Annotated in this window: 18 protein-coding genes; 13 read left to right on the top strand and 5 right to left on the bottom strand. The window is 52.0% G+C overall.

All coding sequences use genetic code 11. The features are described 5' to 3' along the window. The first annotated feature begins 224 nt into the window (after positions 1 to 224). The gene (fliE, locus tag USH94_RS15115; RefSeq protein ID WP_008500329.1) at positions 225 to 539 is read left to right on the top strand and encodes a flagellar hook-basal body complex protein FliE; all 315 of its coding nucleotides are present in this window, start codon (positions 225 to 227) and stop codon (positions 537 to 539) included. 74 nt (positions 540 to 613) lie between these two features. Then, complete coding sequence (yedD, locus tag USH94_RS15110; RefSeq protein WP_039263781.1) at positions 614 to 1,027, top strand: lipoprotein YedD; 414 nt, start codon at positions 614 to 616, stop codon at positions 1,025 to 1,027. Between the two features lie 102 nt (positions 1,028 to 1,129). Here the strand turns inward: yedD and amyA are convergent, their stop codons facing one another. From amyA to fliD, 4 genes are read right to left on the bottom strand one after another with little or no spacing between them, the layout of a single operon-like run. Beyond that, on the bottom strand, positions 1,130 to 2,617 hold the full coding sequence (gene amyA, locus USH94_RS15105) for an alpha-amylase (RefSeq protein WP_111964881.1): 1,488 nt from the start codon (positions 2,615 to 2,617) through the stop codon (positions 1,130 to 1,132). Positions 2,618 to 2,669: 52 nt separating this feature from the next. After that, positions 2,670 to 3,044 (bottom strand): flagella biosynthesis regulatory protein FliT, encoded by a 375-nt coding sequence (fliT, locus tag USH94_RS15100; RefSeq protein WP_033145899.1) that lies wholly within the window; start codon positions 3,042 to 3,044, stop codon positions 2,670 to 2,672. A 5-nt stretch (positions 3,045 to 3,049) separates the two neighbouring features. Beyond that, entirely contained in the window at positions 3,050 to 3,454 is a 405-nt protein-coding gene (gene fliS / locus USH94_RS15095) for a flagellar export chaperone FliS (RefSeq protein ID WP_033145898.1), read from the bottom strand. A gap of 21 nt (positions 3,455 to 3,475) precedes the next feature. Beyond that, positions 3,476 to 4,900 (bottom strand): flagellar filament capping protein FliD, encoded by a 1,425-nt coding sequence (fliD, locus tag USH94_RS15090; RefSeq protein ID WP_111964863.1) that lies wholly within the window; start codon positions 4,898 to 4,900, stop codon positions 3,476 to 3,478. Between the two features lie 401 nt (positions 4,901 to 5,301). On the opposite strand from fliD, the gene USH94_RS15085 reads away from it, so the two are divergent. The 9 genes from USH94_RS15085 to sdiA all read left to right on the top strand — a co-directional run bounded on the left by USH94_RS15085 (position 5,302) and on the right by sdiA (position 13,212). Next, on the top strand, positions 5,302 to 6,126 hold the full coding sequence (locus USH94_RS15085; protein WP_111964862.1) for a flagellin: 825 nt from the start codon (positions 5,302 to 5,304) through the stop codon (positions 6,124 to 6,126). Between the two features lie 62 nt (positions 6,127 to 6,188). Beyond that, a complete protein-coding gene (gene fliB, locus USH94_RS15080; RefSeq protein WP_111964861.1) occupies positions 6,189 to 7,394 on the top strand; it encodes a flagellin lysine-N-methylase in 1,206 nt (401 codons plus the stop codon). A 129-nt stretch (positions 7,395 to 7,523) separates the two neighbouring features. Next, the gene (locus USH94_RS15075) at positions 7,524 to 8,243 is read left to right on the top strand and encodes an RNA polymerase sigma factor FliA (protein ID WP_014170714.1); all 720 of its coding nucleotides are present in this window, start codon (positions 7,524 to 7,526) and stop codon (positions 8,241 to 8,243) included. Positions 8,244 to 8,297: 54 nt separating this feature from the next. Then, positions 8,298 to 8,849 carry a flagella biosynthesis regulatory protein FliZ gene (gene fliZ, locus USH94_RS15070; protein WP_008500339.1) on the top strand — a complete coding sequence of 184 codons (552 nt, stop codon included), beginning with the start codon at positions 8,298 to 8,300 and terminating at the stop codon, positions 8,847 to 8,849. A gap of 86 nt (positions 8,850 to 8,935) precedes the next feature. After that, the gene (tcyJ, locus tag USH94_RS15065; protein ID WP_111964860.1) at positions 8,936 to 9,736 is read left to right on the top strand and encodes a cystine ABC transporter substrate-binding protein; all 801 of its coding nucleotides are present in this window, start codon (positions 8,936 to 8,938) and stop codon (positions 9,734 to 9,736) included. 106 nt (positions 9,737 to 9,842) lie between these two features. Next, complete coding sequence (dcyD, locus tag USH94_RS15060; protein ID WP_111964859.1) at positions 9,843 to 10,829, top strand: D-cysteine desulfhydrase; 987 nt, start codon at positions 9,843 to 9,845, stop codon at positions 10,827 to 10,829. Positions 10,830 to 10,850: 21 nt separating this feature from the next. Next, positions 10,851 to 11,519 (top strand): cystine ABC transporter permease, encoded by a 669-nt coding sequence (gene tcyL / locus USH94_RS15055; protein ID WP_028013677.1) that lies wholly within the window; start codon positions 10,851 to 10,853, stop codon positions 11,517 to 11,519. After that, positions 11,516 to 12,268: an L-cystine ABC transporter ATP-binding protein TcyN gene (tcyN, locus tag USH94_RS15050; protein WP_041909387.1), complete on the top strand. Its 753-nt coding sequence runs from the start codon at positions 11,516 to 11,518 to the stop codon at positions 12,266 to 12,268. Before tcyL ends, tcyN begins: the two co-directional genes overlap by 4 nt. Before the next feature lie 221 nt (positions 12,269 to 12,489). Next, a complete protein-coding gene (gene sdiA, locus USH94_RS15045; RefSeq protein ID WP_111964858.1) occupies positions 12,490 to 13,212 on the top strand; it encodes a transcriptional regulator SdiA in 723 nt (240 codons plus the stop codon). A gap of 66 nt (positions 13,213 to 13,278) precedes the next feature. On the opposite strand, the gene USH94_RS15040 is transcribed toward sdiA, so the two are convergent. Next, positions 13,279 to 13,503 carry a DUF2594 family protein gene (locus USH94_RS15040; protein ID WP_008500345.1) on the bottom strand — a complete coding sequence of 75 codons (225 nt, stop codon included), beginning with the start codon at positions 13,501 to 13,503 and terminating at the stop codon, positions 13,279 to 13,281. 467 nt (positions 13,504 to 13,970) lie between these two features. On the opposite strand from USH94_RS15040, the gene uvrY reads away from it, so the two are divergent. Further along, positions 13,971 to 14,627 carry a UvrY/SirA/GacA family response regulator transcription factor gene (gene uvrY, locus USH94_RS15035; protein ID WP_111964857.1) on the top strand — a complete coding sequence of 219 codons (657 nt, stop codon included), beginning with the start codon at positions 13,971 to 13,973 and terminating at the stop codon, positions 14,625 to 14,627. Further along, positions 14,624 to 16,456: an excinuclease ABC subunit UvrC gene (gene uvrC / locus USH94_RS15030; RefSeq protein WP_111964856.1), complete on the top strand. Its 1,833-nt coding sequence runs from the start codon at positions 14,624 to 14,626 to the stop codon at positions 16,454 to 16,456. Before uvrY ends, uvrC begins: the two co-directional genes overlap by 4 nt. Positions 16,457 to 16,474 lie beyond the last annotated feature (18 nt).

The raw sequence follows: 16,474 nt of genomic DNA, 5'->3' as shown, positions 1-16,474 counted from the left end.
CACCTCTTAAATCCTGGTGGTTTACGTTATTCGTGTAGAGAAACAAAACTGACTCCCGGGTCGGCAAACACGACAAAAGTTCCATATTGATGGCCCTGCCATTATTTGATGATTCGTGATTTTCTATGCGTCAAATAACCTGGTTTTTTCATGCTATTTACCGCCATTATCTTATTGACAAGCTGTTAGTCTTGACCGCGTAAAAAACCATCCAGGGGAGAGTCATGGCTATACAGGGCATTGAAGGGGTAATCAGTCAGCTGCAGGCAACGGCAATGACGGCCCGTAATCAGAATGTGGCAGATCAGCAGCCGAGCATCAGCTTCGCAGGGCAACTGCATGCCGCTCTTGACCGTATCAGTGATACCCAGACCGCAGCGCGCACTCAGGCCGAGAAGTTCACCCTCGGCGAGCCGGGCGTGGCGTTGAATGATGTGATGACCGATTTGCAAAAAGCCTCGGTTTCCCTGCAGATGGGGATCCAGGTGCGTAATAAGCTGGTGTCGGCCTATCAGGAAGTGATGGGGATGCAGGTTTAAGACCTGTCGATCTCCGCTGGCAGCCGCAGCGCTTTAATGCCACAATATTTTTTTCTTCGAATGCAGGAAAGATGATGAAAAAAATAGCAATTGCTGGCGCGCTGCTGGCACTGACCGGGTGCGTTCAGGTCGATAATTATAAAGACGTGATCAAGCACCCTGTCCCGGCGCACCTGGCGGGATACTGGCAGTCGAAAGGGCCGCAGAGCAACATGGTCAGTCCGAAGGCGATTGCCACGCTGGTGGTGACGGAGGAGGGCGATACGCTGGACTGCCGTCAGTGGCAGCGCGTGATTGCCGTGCCGGGTAAAATCATGCTGCGTTCAGACAGTTATTACAACGTGACGCGTAAGCTGGATATCTATCCGCTGGAGCGCGATGGCTCGACGCTTGAGTACGACGGGCTGGAGCTGCAGAAGGTCGATCGCCCAACGGTTGAGTGTGCCGATTACCTGAGCAAGAATCCGCTGGAGAGTAAACTGCCCTAAGGGTAAAAGCAAAACGGCAACCTCGTTGCCGTTTTTGGTTTTTACGCCCTCTCCCTGTGGGAGAGGAACGGGGTGAGGGCATCAGGCCGCACGTTTCCTGTTCTACAGCGCTTCCTCTATTACCCACACGCTCACGCTTCCGCCTTTGCATGTAAACGTCCCTTCGCCATCCGCCGCCGTGGTGATGGTTTCTTCGCGATTGCCGAGAAAATCCCGCCACGTTTTGTTGCCGTAGTTTTCCCCAAGACAAATCACTTTTTCACCATCGTCCCCGTTCGACATCACCACCACGCAGCCGGGATCGTCTTCCGTACCGCTGCGGCTGAAGGCGATGCAGTTTGGATGGTCGAAAAACAGCGTTTGCACGCCGTGGGCAAAACGCTGGCGCGCGAGAATCAGCTCGTGAAGCTGCTCAATGACCGGCATATCAATATGGTACGTTTCACCGTCACCTCCCGCGTCGTCATAGCTGGCGCCGAAGAGATCCGGATAAAAGACGCTCGGCACGCCATTTTCCCGCAGCAGGATCAGCGCGTAAGCCAGCGGCTTAAACCAGGCTTCGACCGGCGCTTCCAGCGCCTGCAGAGGCTGAGTGTCATGGTTCGCGACGAGGGTGACCGCATGAAACGGATCGGCTTCCACCAGGGTACCGGTGAAGATTTGGCTCATGTCGTAATCCCGGCCCTGACGTGACGCCTCGTGGAATTTCATCTGCAGGGGGGCATCAAACAGCATGGTTTTGCCTTCGACCTGGTCAATATACGCCTGAAGTTTATCCACCTCATGGGACCAGTACTCCGCCACGATAAACAGCGGCTGGTCGGCAACTTCCTGGACGTGCTCAATCCACTCTTTGTAAAACCAGGCGGGAATATGCTTGACGGCGTCCAGACGAAAACCGTCGCAGCCCGTCTGTTCCATGACCCAGCGGGCCCAGTATTTGATCTCCTCGGTCACGGCGTGATTGCGAAAGTCGATATTTTCGCCCATCAGATAATCGAAGTTACCCATCTCATCATCAACCTGATCGTTCCAGCCTTCGCCGGTGTAGTCGTTGACGATTTTAAAGATGCCGTCCTCATCGGGGTTTTCAATATGGTCGACGCCGCTGAAGCATTTGTAGTCCCAGATAAACTGTGAATACTGCCCGGCGCGGGCAGGGAAGGTGTAGCGGGTCCAGGCTTCGCACTCGATGACCTCGTCATCAATTTGCGTGCGGTCCTGCTCGTTCACGCGCTGAACGCGCACGGGCTCTTTTTCATCGGCGCCCATTTTGTGGTTGACCACCACGTCCAGCAGCACGGCAATGTCGTTGCTCTTGAGGGCATCAATGGCCTCCAGCAGCTGTGCTTTGTCGCCATATTTGGTGGCGATACTGCCTTTCTGGTCAAACTCGCCAAGATCGAACAGGTCATAGGTGTCATAGCCGACAGAATACCCGCCGGATGCCCCTTTACAGGCGGGCGGCAGCCAGATCATGTTGATGCCGATTTCGTTAAGATTGGGAGCTAACGCCGTGACCTCACGCCACAATTCACCGCCAGCAGGGTAGTACCAGTGAAAACATTGTAACAGGGTGGGGTTTTTCATCATCCTTGCTCCAGAAGCCAGTTGGCAGACTTCTGGAGTATGGATGAAGAAATCATAGTTGTGTGTCGCGGGTCAAACTTTCTGGATAAAGAATATTCCCGGACAGCTTTCCATAGGTAGACGTGATGGATTGCTGTTTACCGGTTTGATCAATCAGATTACGCAGTTCGTCCATCCGGACTTTCAGCAGAGCCTTTAGCGCATTCTCATTTTCAAGGATCATTTCCAGCAGCGCACGCGCTTGCTCAACCTGAGCCGGAGGGCATGACATGATGGGTGTTTGCGAAATTTTTTCCACCAGTTGAACGTAATGCATTTCCTGCTCGATAAGCGCATCCCATTGACCAGAATGTGCGAGATTGAGCATAGCAATGCTCTGAGCATGTAACGCCTGCCAGTGGCTAAGCGCTGCGCTGGGATTATTCATCAAAATTATCCTGAAATAGAGGACGCATTGGGGCCGATTTGCTTCCACGCATCCGCAATGTTGTTTAATAAACCCTCGACTTCAACAATTGCGTCTACGTCGTTACTGACATTCGCCAGCAACAAACGTCGAACCATATATTCGTACAAGGAGGCAAGATTACCGGACAACTCGCTCTCAACCTCCATGTTCAGTCCTGCTTTTAAACCGTTGTCGATGATGTTGATGGCTTTCGTTAACGCTTCGCCTTTCTCACGAATTTGTCCGGCTTCCATGAACAAACGCGCGCGAACAAGGGCGCTATGCGCCCCGTCGAATAACATGACAATCAGCTGGTGTGGACTGGCATTCATGACTGCGCTTTCGACTCCTATCTGCTGATAGGATTGAACACCAGAGGTCTTATACATATCCACTCCTGAAGGCTACGACTACTTTTGTGAGAACTGTTGGGTCAGGTAGTTGGCTGTATTGGTCATTTTGGTGACTAATACGTCCAGACTGGTGAACTGGGTTTTGTAACGCGCCATGGTGGCATCAATAGTGGCTTCCATAGCATCGTAACGCTCACCCAGCGTTTTTAGCGTTTTGTTGATCCCGTCTTTCGCGTTCTGGATCACCCCGGCGCTACCGGTACTGGTGCTGAGCATGGTGGTCAGCGTGTTGTTCATCTGGCTGGCCATACCGGTTTTCTTTCCGTCACCGACAAAATACTGCTGTACGGCGTTCGGGTTATCGGTCAGCGCTTTTTTCAGCTTATCGGTATCGACTTTCAGGTTACCGACGGTACCGTCAGAACCTTTTACCGGGTCCTGGGTAATCCCCAGCTGGGCCATGATCTGTACCGAGCCGCTCTGCACTTCGGTCAGCAGACCGCGCAGCTGAGACTGGATCCCGCGCACGTTCGCATCACCAACAAGTGCCCCGTTGCTGGCTGACTGGCTGCCGGAGCCAGCATCAACCGGAACATATTTCGTCAGGCTGTTAATGGTGGACTGCAGCGAGTTATACGCCGTGACCCAGTCCGTGATCGCTTTCTGGTTAGCATCCGTTGCGCGAGTCACCTCTAATGTTTCATCTGCCTTGCTTTCTGCTTTCAGCGAGAAAGTCACGCCAGGCAGGGCATCGGTAATGGTATTCGACTGGCGCTCGATGGAGATGTTGTTCACTACCACAATCGCGTTCTGCGCGTCGGTGTTCACCGTCAGCGCGCCCGTTTTGGTGGTTGAGTCGTAGCCAATGGCGCTTTGCAGCTTGGCGTCGCCAGTGACGCTTACCGTCATCGCACCATCCGTACCGGTGGTTTTAGATGACAGCATCAGGCGGTAATCACCGTCTTTCGCTTTAATGACGCTGGCGGTGACGTTGCCGTTCGCTTTATTAATGGCGCTCGCGATCCCGGCCAGAGACGTATCGCCATCCGCCAGGGTGACCTCTAAAGGCGTTTTCGTGCCCGGCTGGGTGATGGTGATTTTACGCGTTGTACCTGTCGTATCGCCCAGCAGATCAGTGTTGTTTGCATAGGAGCCGGTAGTGAGTGCCTGTGCCTTGGCAACCTGGTTGACGTTTACAACAAAGGAACCGACAGATGCGTCAGCCGTTGTCGTGGCGGTAAAGGCCGTATTGGTACTGCTAACGGACGTTGAGTTCCAGGTGGTTGCTTTACCCAGCGCAGCGGTCGCGGTCTGCAGCGATGTCATGGCGCTCTGCAGCTTGCCGTAAGCGCTTAACTGCGCGTTATACGTTGATTGCTGGGAAGTAATCGTCGTCAGCTTGGTTCTTTCTGCTGCATCCAACTGATTATATAAATCCCCGAGTCCTGCAGAACCTATCCCGAGGTTACTGATAGTAGCCATGCATATTTTCCTTAAAATACGAAAGTAGTTCAGGACTCTTATCGGCCTCTCAACGTAAAAGTTTACGATGGTGAGAAAAAAATAATCCAAAGAATAGACGCGTCCTGGCGGGGTAAATGAAAGGATTGCACTTTAGGATCATTATCTGCGCTTTGAAAACACGAATAAGTGTGTGCCTTTTTAGTCATCTCTTTGCGCGTTAAAAAAGCATAAATAATAACGCTCTGTTGGACCTTAATTGATTTTTTAAAAATAAATCTGTTAATAATCAGCTGGTTGTAATTTTTTCAAAATTGATTCTAAAGTCTTTTGGGGACCCGTCGATAACCTTGTTGACGGTGAGAGACGCTGTGAGTGTTAGGCACCGGACCTAAAACCCAATTTTTGAAGGAAAGAAAATTATGGCAGTTATCAATACTAACCTGTTGTCCCTGACCACTCAGAACAACCTGAACAAATCTCAGTCTTCTCTGGGCACTGCTATCGAGCGTCTGTCTTCCGGTCTGCGTATTAACAGCGCGAAAGACGATGCTGCTGGCCAGGCGATTGCAAACCGCATGACCGCTCAGATCAAAGGTATGAACCAGGCAGCACGTAACGCCAACGACGGTATCTCCATGGCGCAGACTGCTGAAGGCTCTCTGAACGAAATCAACAACAACCTGCAGCGCGTTCGTGAACTGGCTGTTCAGGCAAGCAACGGCACCAACAGCACCTCTGACCTGGCTTCTCTGCAGGATGAAGTTACCGCTCGTCTGGCTGAAATCAACCGCGTTGCGGGCAAAACTGACTTCAACGGCATCAAACTGCTGGACGGCACTGCTGGTACTGCTGGCGTAGTTAAAATTCAGGTTGGCGTTAACGACGGCGACACCATCGATCTGGACCTGAGCGGTGCTAAAGCTGACACCACCACTCTGGGCGTGAACGCTATCGACCTGAAAACTATGACCGCTACCGACCTGGGCACCATCGACGCAGCTATCGCTAAAGTTGATAAAGCACGTTCTGGCCTGGGTGCTGTGCAGAACCGTTTCACTTCTGCAATCAACAACCTGAACAACACCTCTAACAACCTGTCTGCTGCTCAGTCCCGTATCCAGGACGCTGACTACGCAACTGAAGTTTCCAACATGTCCCGCGCGCAGATCCTGCAGCAGGCTGGTACTTCTGTTCTGTCTCAGGCAAACCAGGTTCCACAGACCGTTCTGTCTCTGCTGCGTTAATTTTACGCGTGAAACCCCGCTTCGGCGGGGTTTTTTTATCTCTGCTATTTGAGAATCCGCCTGTGAAACAAATCAGTGTCACTCAACCAAAGCTGGTCGCAGATTTTTCATGTGTCGGTGGGGAATGCCGTGAACATTGTTGTCAGGGCTGGACCATCGCGTTTGATAAATCCTCCGTTAATCGCTATCTGAACAGTAAAAATGCCGCTATTCGTCAGACGGCGAAAACGGCGATAAAAGTCACCAAAAAAAACTATGACCACTGGGGTGAAGTGATTTTCCATACGGAAAGTAAAAACTGCCCGTTTATGGATACGGAAAAACTCTGTTCTGTTCATGGCGCCATGGGCGTCCAGGCCTTAAGCCCAACCTGTTCGACATTTCCACGGACAAGCCGGGTCTATAAAAATGAAATCGAAAAATCGCTGAACCTGTCGTGTCCGGAAGTGACCCGACTTCTGTTGAACGATCGGGAGTCTATGTCGTTGATGGAATCTGTCATTGTTCAGCAGGACGTCAATAATGCGCCGATGATTGATTTGAAGGCCAAGGTCATCAATCTCTTCTGCCAGAATATTTTCAGCGTTGAGGGCGTCAGCGTTGAAGAACAGATTTACGCTGTAGTGAAATTCCTCATGGTGGCGGAAAAGCTCGATAATATCGCAGAGAATATCGGCACGCTCGAAACGGTCTATTTCTCACTGGTTAACGAACTGGTGAGCGGTAAAATCAAAACGGAATTATGCGGCTTTAATCAGAACTACAGCCTGAAGTTCGCGTTAATTTCGCTCATCCAGAGCTACTTCACGAAGAAAGTAACAGCCCGCGGCGGTGCGGTATTAAACCGTTATTTTACCCAGCTTTATCAACAATTTGACTCTGCGGGTGACACCGTGCCGGCAGAGAAGGTCATGGAAAACATCGAGTCCGTCTGGCGCGATGTGGCGGGCAGTTATCTGGCGACCAATGACCATTTATTCAAGAACTTTTTTAAATACAAACTTTGGGAGCAGGGCTTCCCGCAGAACAACGGCCGCAGCATGTTGAATAACCTTTATTTAATCGTTGCGGAGTTCTATTTCCTTAAAACGTTACTTGCCGGTCAGGCTCTCGTGGCGGGGAAAATTGAACAAGATAATATCATTGATGTTATTTACAGCTTCCACTCCCTTAGCCAGCATAATCAGGAAGCAGGAAAGCTCTTTCATCAACATATAGATAGCGTCAAACTGGGCGACGATCTTTCATTGTTACAACTGTTAATTTAGGCAGAAAAGTTGCCCCTGTTGTGGGCAACCTCAGAATAACCTCACTTTATCCCCCTTTTTCATCCAATTGAACGCCCTGCAGAATCGGATAATCATGCCGATAACTCAACTAACGCAGGGCTGTTTATCGTGAATTCACTCTATACCGCTGAAGGTGTAATGGATAAACACTCGCTGTGGCAGCGTTATGTCCCGCTGGTGCGTCACGAAGCATTGCGCCTCCAGGTGCGCTTGCCGGCGAGCGTGGAACTCGACGATCTGCTACAGGCGGGCGGTATCGGGTTATTGAATGCAGTTGACCGATACGACGCTCTGCAAGGAACGGCATTTACGACTTACGCAGTTCAGCGTATTCGTGGTGCGATGCTGGACGAGCTGCGCAGCCGCGACTGGGTGCCGCGCAGTGTTCGCCGCAACGCGCGCGAAGTGGCGCATGCGATGGGGCAGCTGGAACAGGAACTGGGACGTAACGCAACTGAAACCGAAGTGGCGGAACGTCTTGGCATTGCTGTTGAAGAGTATCGTCAGATGTTGCTCGATACCAATAATAGCCAACTCTTCTCATATGACGAGTGGCGAGAAGAGCATGGCGATAGCATCGAGCTGGTGACGGACGAGCACCAGCAGGAGAACCCGTTACACCATTTAATGGAAGGGAATTTACGCCAGCGCGTCATGGAGGCTATTGAAGCTCTGCCTGAACGCGAACAGCTGGTATTGACCCTTTACTACCAGGAAGAGCTTAACCTCAAAGAGATTGGCGCTGTTCTGGAGGTGGGAGAGTCGCGGGTGAGCCAGCTGCACAGCCAGGCCATTAAACGCTTACGAACCAAGCTGGGTAAGTTATAGGTGATTGATTCACCTTAAAAATGCCGCACAACGTATTGACAACCAGGAGTTATCATGACGGTGCAGCAATCTAAAAGACGGCCTTTAAGCCGCTACCTGAAAGACTTTAAACACAGCCAGACGCATTGCGCCCACTGTAACAAGTTACTCGATCGTATCACGCTGGTTCGCCGGGGCGAAATCGTCAATAAGATTGCGATTTCGCGTCTCGACACGTTGATGGACGAAGCAGCATGGCTCGAAGAGCAAAAAGAGTGGGTGGCGCTTTGCCGTTTCTGTGGGGATCTCCACTGCAAAGAGCAAAGCGACTTCTTCGATATTATCGGCTTCAAACAGTTCCTGTTTGAACAAACGGAGATGAGCCACGGCACCGTTCGCGAATATGTCGTTCGCCTGCGCCGCCTTGGGCAACATCTGACCGTAAACAATATTTCTCGCGATCTGCTGAAAACCGGTTATCTGGATGAAAATCTGGAGCCGTGGCTGCCTGCGACCAGCACCAACAACTACCGAATTGCGCTGCGCAAGTATGCGCAATACAAGGTACAAATGCCGGGTGCCATAAAGCAGAAAGCCCACGCCGGAACAACTTCTGATATATATTAAAAAAGAATAAGATGTAGCGCAGTCGCCTTTGACGTTGCAGGCGATTTCTCTACACTACGTAAAAATTCCACTATATCGGGGTATTTATGAAATTTGCACTTCTGGGTCGTCAGGCGCTGATGGGTGTTATGGCCGTTGCGCTGGTTGCGGGCATGAGCGTGAAAACGTTCGCCGCAGAAAACCTGCTGAATAAAGTAAAAGAGCGCGGTACGCTGCTGGTCGGGCTGGAAGGAACCTATCCTCCGTTCAGCTTCCAGGGCGATGACGGTAAGCTGACCGGTTTTGAAGTGGAGTTTGCTGAAGAGCTGGCGAAGCACCTCGGCGTGAAAGCGTCCCTGAAACCGACCAAGTGGGACGGTATGCTGGCGTCGCTGGATTCCAAACGTATTGATGTGGTGATTAATCAGGTGACCATTTCTGACGAGCGTAAGAAGAAATATGACTTCTCTACGCCGTACACAGTGTCCGGTATTCAGGCGCTGGTGAAGAAAGGCAACGAAGGCGGGATTAAAACTGCCGCGGACCTGAAAGGGAAGAAAGTCGGTGTCGGTCTGGGTACTAACTATGAAGAGTGGCTGCGCAAGAACGTGCAGGGCGTGGATATCCGCACCTATGATGACGACCCGACGAAATACCAGGATCTGCGCGTGGGCCGTATCGACGCCATTCTGGTTGACCGCCTGGCCGCGCTGGATCTGGTGAAGAAAACCAACAATACCCTGGCGGTAGCGGGTGATGCGTTCTCTCGTCAGGAATCAGGCGTTGCCGTTCGTAAAGGTAACGAAGACCTGGTCAAAGCGATTGATTCCGCGATTGCTGACATGCAAAAAGACGGCAGCCTGAAAGCGCTCTCCGAGAAGTGGTTCGGTGCAGACGTCACGAAATAAGTTTCTGCCGTAAAAAAAGGCGCTTTTAAAAGCGCCTTTTTTATTTCTTTCGCGTCTGCGTGCATAATGAAAAATATCACATTTTGTCAGAGTTACCGGAGAACCCATGTCACTACAGAATTTAACGCGCTTTCCCCGCCTGGAGTTCATCGGCGCGCCGACGCCGCTGGAGTACCTGCCGCGATTTTCTGATTATTTAGGGCGCGATATTTTTATTAAGCGTGATGACGTGACGCCGATGGCGATGGGGGGCAACAAGCTGCGCAAGCTGGAGTTTCTGGCTGCTGACGCCCTGCGCGAAGGCGCGGATACGCTCATTACTGCCGGGGCCATCCAGTCCAACCACGTTCGCCAGACGGCGGCCGTGGCGGCAAAGCTTGGGCTCCACTGCGTGGCGTTGCTGGAAAACCCGATTGGCACGCGGGCAGAAAACTATCTCACCAACGGTAACCGTCTGCTGCTGGATCTGTTTAATGTGCAGGTAGAAATGGTGGATGCGTTGACCGATCCGGCCGCCCAGCTCGACGAGCTGGCGACGCGTCTGGAAGCGCAGGGGTTCCGCCCCTACGTTATCCCCGTCGGCGGTTCGAACGCGCTGGGCGCGCTGGGGTATGTGGAAAGTGCGCTGGAAATTGCGCAGCAGTGCGAGGGTGCGGTGAGCCTCTCCTCCGTGGTTGTCGCGTCCGGAAGCGCGGGCACGCATGCCGGGCTGGCGGTGGGGCTCGAACAACTGCTGCCGGACGTCGAGCTTATCGGGGTGACGGTGTCCCGCAGCGTAGCGGATCAGAAGCCAAAAGTGGTTACGCTACAGCAGGCGGTCGCAGAGCAGCTGGAGCTGAAGGCCAAGGCCGATATTCTGCTCTGGGATGACTATTTTGCGCCGGGTTACGGTACGCCTAACGAAGAGGGCATGGAAGCGGTGAAGCTGCTGGCGCGCCTCGAGGGCATACTGCTCGATCCGGTCTATACCGGCAAAGCGATGGCCGGACTGATTGACGGCATTGCGCAGAAACGCTTTAAGGATGAAGGGCCGATTTTATTTGTCCATACCGGCGGGGCGCCTGCGCTGTTTGCCTACCATCCTCATGTCTAAAAATCAGGTCGAAAAATAATAATGCAAGAAAGTATTCAACTGGTTATTGATTCTCTGCCGTTTCTGCTGAAAGGTGCGGTATTTACGTTACAGCTCAGTATCGGCGGGATGTTCTTTGGGCTGGTTCTGGGATTTGTGCTGGCCTTAATGCGCATGTCGCCCATCCTGCCTGTGCGCTGGCTGGCGCGTTTTTATATCTCCGTGTTTCGCGGTACGCCGCTCATCGCCCAGCTCTTTATGATCTACTACGGCTTGCCGCAGTTTGGTATCGAGCTGGATCCGATTCCGGCAGCGATGATTGGTCTGTCTCTCAATACCGCGGCGTACACCTCTGAAACCCTGCGTGCGGCCATCTCCTCCATTGACAAAGGGCAGTGGGAAGCAGCGGCCAGTATCGGGATGACGCCATGGCAGACGCTGCGCCGGGCCATTCTGCCTCAGGCGGCGCGCGTGGCGCTACCGCCGCTCAGCAACAGCTTTATTAGCCTGGTGAAAGATACTTCCCTGGCAGCAACGATTCAGGTTCCGGAACTGTTCCGTCAGGCACAGCTTATTACTTCGCGCACGCTTGAAGTCTTTACCATGTATCTGGCCGCCTCGCTAATTTACTGGGTGATGGCGACGGTACTGTCTGCTCTGCAAAACTACTTCGAAAACCAGCTTAACCGCCAGGAGCGTGATCCAAAATGAGTGCTATCGACGTCAAAAACCTGGTGAAAAAATTCCACGGTCAAACGGTGCTCCACGGGATCGATCTGGAAGTAGAGCAGGGGGAAGTGGTGGCGATTATCGGACCGAGCGGTTCGGGAAAGACGACGCTACTGCGCAGCATTAACCTGCTTGAACAGCCGGAAGGCGGCACCATCCGGGTAGGCGAGATAACGATTGATACAGGGAAATCCATCAGCCAGCAGAAAGGTTTAATTCGCCGCCTGCGCCAGCATGTCGGTTTCGTTTTCCAGAGCTTTAATCTCTTCCCGCACCGTACGGTGCTGGAGAACATTATCGAAGGGCCGGTTATCGTTAAAGGTGAGCCAAAAGAGGAGGCGACGGCGCGCGCGCGCGAACTGCTCGCCAAAGTCGGGCTGGCGGGGAAAGAGACCAGCTATCCGCGCCGTCTGTCGGGCGGCCAACAGCAGCGCGTGGCGATAGCGCGCGCGCTGGCGATGCGTCCTGACGTGATCCTGTTTGATGAACCGACCTCCGCGCTCGATCCTGAACTGGTGGGTGAAGTGCTGAACACCATTCGCCAGCTGGCGCAGGAAAAAAGGACGATGGTGATCGTAACGCATGAAATGAGCTTTGCACGCGATGTTGCTGACAGAGCCATCTTCATGGATCAGGGACGGATTGTTGAGCAGGGGCCGGCGAAAAGTCTGTTCGCCAATCCTCAACAGCCGCGAACCCGTCAGTTCCTTGAAAAATTCCTCATGCAGTAGCATTTATGCACTAATTTGCTCCAGAAATTTAGGCTGGAGCAAATTATTCTCCCTACGGGCGCCGTCCTTTGATTTTTTATTCCGCCCAGCTCGGATAAACCTTATGAATACTAAAGTTAATTGGGCTATTGCCGATATTTTGCAGTTAGAAAAAAGTTTTATGTGTTAGTTTATATTCACCATAATAATGATTATCTTTTCAGAGGCTTCATTTAGTAAGTATGAAGGATTCAGACTTTTTCAACTGGCGACGGGACTGCTCACTCCGGTTTCAGCAATTGACGAGTACCGATGAGCTATATCAGGAGCTAGAGCGGCAAACTCAGGCGCTGGAATTCGATTATTACGCGCTCTGCGTGCGGCATCCCGTGCCCTTTACGCGCCCTAAAATCTCTTTGCAGACTACTTATCCAAAGCCGTGGATGGCGCAATATCATTCCGCGAACTATTTCGCTATCGATCCGGTTTTAAAAGCGGAAAATTTCATCCAGGGTCATCTACCCTGGACAGACGCATTATTTGCCGAGGCGCAGGAATTATGGCACAGCGCCCAGGACCACGGTTTACGCGCGGGAATAACGCAGTGCCTGATGCTGCCTAACCACGCGCTTGGCTTCCTGTCAGTATCTCGTACGAGTCTTAAGGAAGGGCCATTTGCCCGTGAGGAAATAGAACTGCGGTTGCAAATGCTGGTGCAAATGGCTTTAACCTCTCTGACGCGTTTTGAAGATGAGATGGTCATGCCGCCAGAAATGAAATTCAGTAAACGCGAGCGCGAAATTCTGAAATGGACTGCGGAAGGGAAGACGTCAGCGGAAATAGCGATCATTCTCTCTATCTCAGAGAATACCGTTAACTTCCATCAGAAAAATATGCAGAAGAAATTCAATGCGCCTAACAAAACCCAGATTGCGTGTTACGCGGCGGCAACGGGGCTGATCTGACAGGATAATACGTTCTGCGTGACAGACGAGGGAACGGCTGAATGCACTGCATCCAGCCGTTTTTAGTTACTGGCGGTAGGCTTGTTTGATTTGCTTAACGGTGTTAGCAAATACCGCAGATTCAGCCTGGTCTTCCATCTCCGCGATTTGTTTTTCCATTTTAATGATCACACGACCGGCATCAGCCTGGCCCATCGCCTGCAGCATCAACGTTAGCAATGCTTTCAGGCAGTTTACTTCCTGTGCCAGTTCCTGGTTATTCTCCGCAGTGGCAAATTCAGGTGTGCTCATTTATTTTCCTCATTATTAAAACGGCGCTAAAGCGCGACGACGAAAGTCAAGGCGGCGGAGTATACCACAAGCTGAAGCAAAAAATGCAGTGGTTGTTTTTTGTACTTTTACGTGGATGTTTAATTGCGTAAACAGAACGTACCGGTAAACTTAACCGCCGTTAAAGGCTATTAATTGTTTATGCCCGGTTCGCTTGCCGTTAATTATTGTTACAAAAATTTGAGATCTGTTTTTTTGCAGGAAAAGCCTGCAAGTTTTTTGTAACTTTTTGAATACAGATGCTTAAAAAAAGCTGCAAAAGCCCTGACTGCAAGGTCTCTGTTTCCACGGACTGTACAGCCTAATTTCCAAAAACGAGAGCAAAATCGAATAGCCGGTTTTTTAACGTTTTAATCTTGTGAGGAAAACCGTTAATATAAACCAAATTATCACTCAGTAGCGTTATCCCTATTCTGGAGACATTTCCTTTGATCAACGTCCTTCTTGTTGATGACCACGAACTGGTGCGCGCAGGGATACGACGCATTCTTGAAGATATTAAAGGTATTAAAGTTGCCGGTGAGGCGTGCTGTGGCGAAGATGCGGTAAAATGGTGCCGCACAAACTCGGCAGATGTGGTACTGATGGATATGAACATGCCCGGTATCGGTGGTCTTGAAGCAACACGCAAAATCGCGCGTACTTTTGTTGATACAAAAGTCATCATGCTGACCGTGCATACCGAAAACCCACTGCCCGCGAAAGTGATGCAGGCGGGCGCAGCGGGCTATCTGAGCAAAGGAGCGGCGCCGCAGGAAGTCGTCAATGCGATCCGTTCCGTGTATGCAGGACAGCGTTACATTGCTTCCGACATCGCACAGCAGATGGCCCTGAGCCAGATCGAGCCCGAGAAAACCGAATCACCGTTTGCCAGTTTGTCCGAGCGTGAATTGCAGATTATGCTGATGATCACTAAAGGTCAGAAGGTGAATGAGATCTCGGAACAGCTGAATCTCAGCCCGAAAACGGTCAACAGCTATCGTTACCGTATGTTCAGTAAACTGAACATTCATGGTGATGTGGAACTGACGCATCTGGCCATCCGGCATGGTTTGTGTAATGCGGAGACGTTGTTAAGTCAGTGAGTGATGTGTTCGATTCAAAAACATTTCTGAAAACCGTAACCAGCCAGCCTGGCGTCTATCGCATGTATGACGCTGGCGGTACGGTTATCTACGTGGGGAAGGCAAAAGATCTTAAAAAACGTCTCTCCAGCTATTTTCGCAGCAACCTGGCCTCCCGTAAGACCGAAGCGCTGGTCTCACTCATTCAGAATATTGATGTCACCGTCACGCACACGGAGACAGAAGCGCTGCTGTTAGAGCACAACTATATTAAGCTCTACCAGCCGCGCTATAACGTCCTGTTGCGTGATGATAAATCCTACCCGTTTATTTTTCTGAGCAGCGACACCCATCCGCGCCTCGCCATGCACCGCGGTGCGAAACATGCAAAGGGTGAATATTTCGGGCCGTTCCCTAACGGCTATGCCGTGCGTGAAACGCTGGCGCTGCTGCAAAAAATCTTCCCAATCCGCCAGTGTGAAAACAGCGTTTACCGTAACCGCTCGCGCCCGTGCCTTCAGTACCAGATTGGTCGCTGCCTGGGGCCGTGTGTAGCCGGGCTGGTGAGTGAAGAGGAGTATGCTCAGCAGGTGGAGTATGTGCGCCTGTTCCTGGCCGGTAAAGACGATCAGGTCTTAACGCAGCTTATCGCGCGGATGGAAAAAGCCAGTGCCGCACTTGAGTTCGAAGAGGCCGCACGGATCCGCGACCAAATCCAGGCGGTGCGCAGAGTCACTGAGAAACAGTTTGTCTCGAATACCGGTGACGATCTCGACGTTATCGGCGTAGCCTTTGACGCCGGGATGGCCTGCGTGCACGTGCTGTTTATTCGCCAGGGCAAAGTGCTCGGCAGCCGCAGCTATTTTCCGAAAGTGCCTGGCGGTACCGAACTGGGTGAAGTGGTGGAAACCTTTGTCGGCCAGTTCTATCTGCAGGGGAGCCAGATGCGCACGCTGCCTTCTGAGATCCTGCTCGATTTTAATCTTGACGATAAAACCCTGCTGGGCGAGTCGCTCTCTGAGCTGGCGGGGCGTCGGGTCAATGTACAAACCAAACCGCGCGGCGATCGTGCGCGTTATCTGAAGCTGGCACGCACCAACGCGGCGACGGCGCTCACCACTAAGCTGTCGCAGCAGTCGACGGTGCACCAGCGTTTAACGGCCCTGGCAACGCTGCTGAAGCTGCCGGAAGTGAAACGGATGGAGTGTTTCGACATCAGCCATACGATGGGGGAACAGACGGTGGCCTCCTGCGTGGTGTTCGATGCTAACGGCCCGCTGCGCGCCGAGTATCGTCGCTATAACATCACCGGCATCACGCCGGGCGATGACTATGCGGCGATGAATCAGGTGCTGCGTCGTCGCTATGGTAAAGCCATTGAGGAGAGCAAAATCCCGGATGTGATCCTGATTGACGGTGGGAAAGGGCAGCTCGGCCAGGCGAAAGCGGTATTTGAATCGCTTGATGTCAGCTGGGATAAAAACCATCCGCTGCTGCTGGGTGTCGCAAAAGGGGCCGATCGTAAGGCCGGGCTGGAGACACTGTTCTTCGAGCCGGAAGGTGAGGGCTTCAGCCTGCCGCCGGATTCGCCGGCGCTTCACGTCATCCAGCATATTCGCGATGAATCACACGATCATGCCATCAGCGGTCACCGCAAAAAACGGGCGAAGGTGAAAAATACCAGTAGCCTGGAAACGATTGAAGGCGTGGGGCCAAAACGTCGCCAGATGCTGCTGAAATATATGGGCGGATTGCAAGGATTACTCAACGCCAGCATGGAGGAAATTGCAAAAGTGCCGGGTATTTCGCAAGGGCTGGCAGAAAAGATCTACTACTCGTTGAAACATTGAGGGCTCTGTAGCAACATA

The sequence above is a fragment of the Enterobacter sp. 148H3 genome (assembly GCF_034107425.1).
Taxonomy (GTDB): Bacteria; Pseudomonadota; Gammaproteobacteria; order Enterobacterales; family Enterobacteriaceae; genus Enterobacter; species Enterobacter vonholyi.
Note: the sequence above shows the minus strand (reverse complement) of the source record. Positions and strands in the feature narration are given on the sequence as shown.

What these genes read in the sequence shown, in the direction of transcription:
- tcyL (WP_028013677.1), top strand. Translation starts at nt 10,851, where the DNA reads ATGCAAGAAAGTATTCAACTGGTTATTGATTCTCTGCCGTTTCTGCTG.
- amyA (WP_111964881.1), bottom strand. Translation starts at nt 2,617, where the DNA reads ATGAAAAACCCCACCCTGTTACAATGTTTTCACTGGTACTACCCTGCT.
- USH94_RS15040 (WP_008500345.1), bottom strand. Translation starts at nt 13,503, where the DNA reads ATGAGCACACCTGAATTTGCCACTGCGGAGAATAACCAGGAACTGGCA.
- fliE (WP_008500329.1), top strand. Translation starts at nt 225, where the DNA reads ATGGCTATACAGGGCATTGAAGGGGTAATCAGTCAGCTGCAGGCAACG.
- fliD (WP_111964863.1), bottom strand. Translation starts at nt 4,900, where the DNA reads ATGGCTACTATCAGTAACCTCGGGATAGGTTCTGCAGGACTCGGGGAT.
- tcyJ (WP_111964860.1), top strand. Translation starts at nt 8,936, where the DNA reads ATGAAATTTGCACTTCTGGGTCGTCAGGCGCTGATGGGTGTTATGGCC.
- fliZ (WP_008500339.1), top strand. Translation starts at nt 8,298, where the DNA reads ATGACGGTGCAGCAATCTAAAAGACGGCCTTTAAGCCGCTACCTGAAA.
- yedD (WP_039263781.1), top strand. Translation starts at nt 614, where the DNA reads ATGAAAAAAATAGCAATTGCTGGCGCGCTGCTGGCACTGACCGGGTGC.
- dcyD (WP_111964859.1), top strand. Translation starts at nt 9,843, where the DNA reads ATGTCACTACAGAATTTAACGCGCTTTCCCCGCCTGGAGTTCATCGGC.
- fliT (WP_033145899.1), bottom strand. Translation starts at nt 3,044, where the DNA reads ATGAATAATCCCAGCGCAGCGCTTAGCCACTGGCAGGCGTTACATGCT.
- fliS (WP_033145898.1), bottom strand. Translation starts at nt 3,454, where the DNA reads ATGTATAAGACCTCTGGTGTTCAATCCTATCAGCAGATAGGAGTCGAA.
- sdiA (WP_111964858.1), top strand. Translation starts at nt 12,490, where the DNA reads ATGAAGGATTCAGACTTTTTCAACTGGCGACGGGACTGCTCACTCCGG.
- USH94_RS15085 (WP_111964862.1), top strand. Translation starts at nt 5,302, where the DNA reads ATGGCAGTTATCAATACTAACCTGTTGTCCCTGACCACTCAGAACAAC.
- tcyN (WP_041909387.1), top strand. Translation starts at nt 11,516, where the DNA reads ATGAGTGCTATCGACGTCAAAAACCTGGTGAAAAAATTCCACGGTCAA.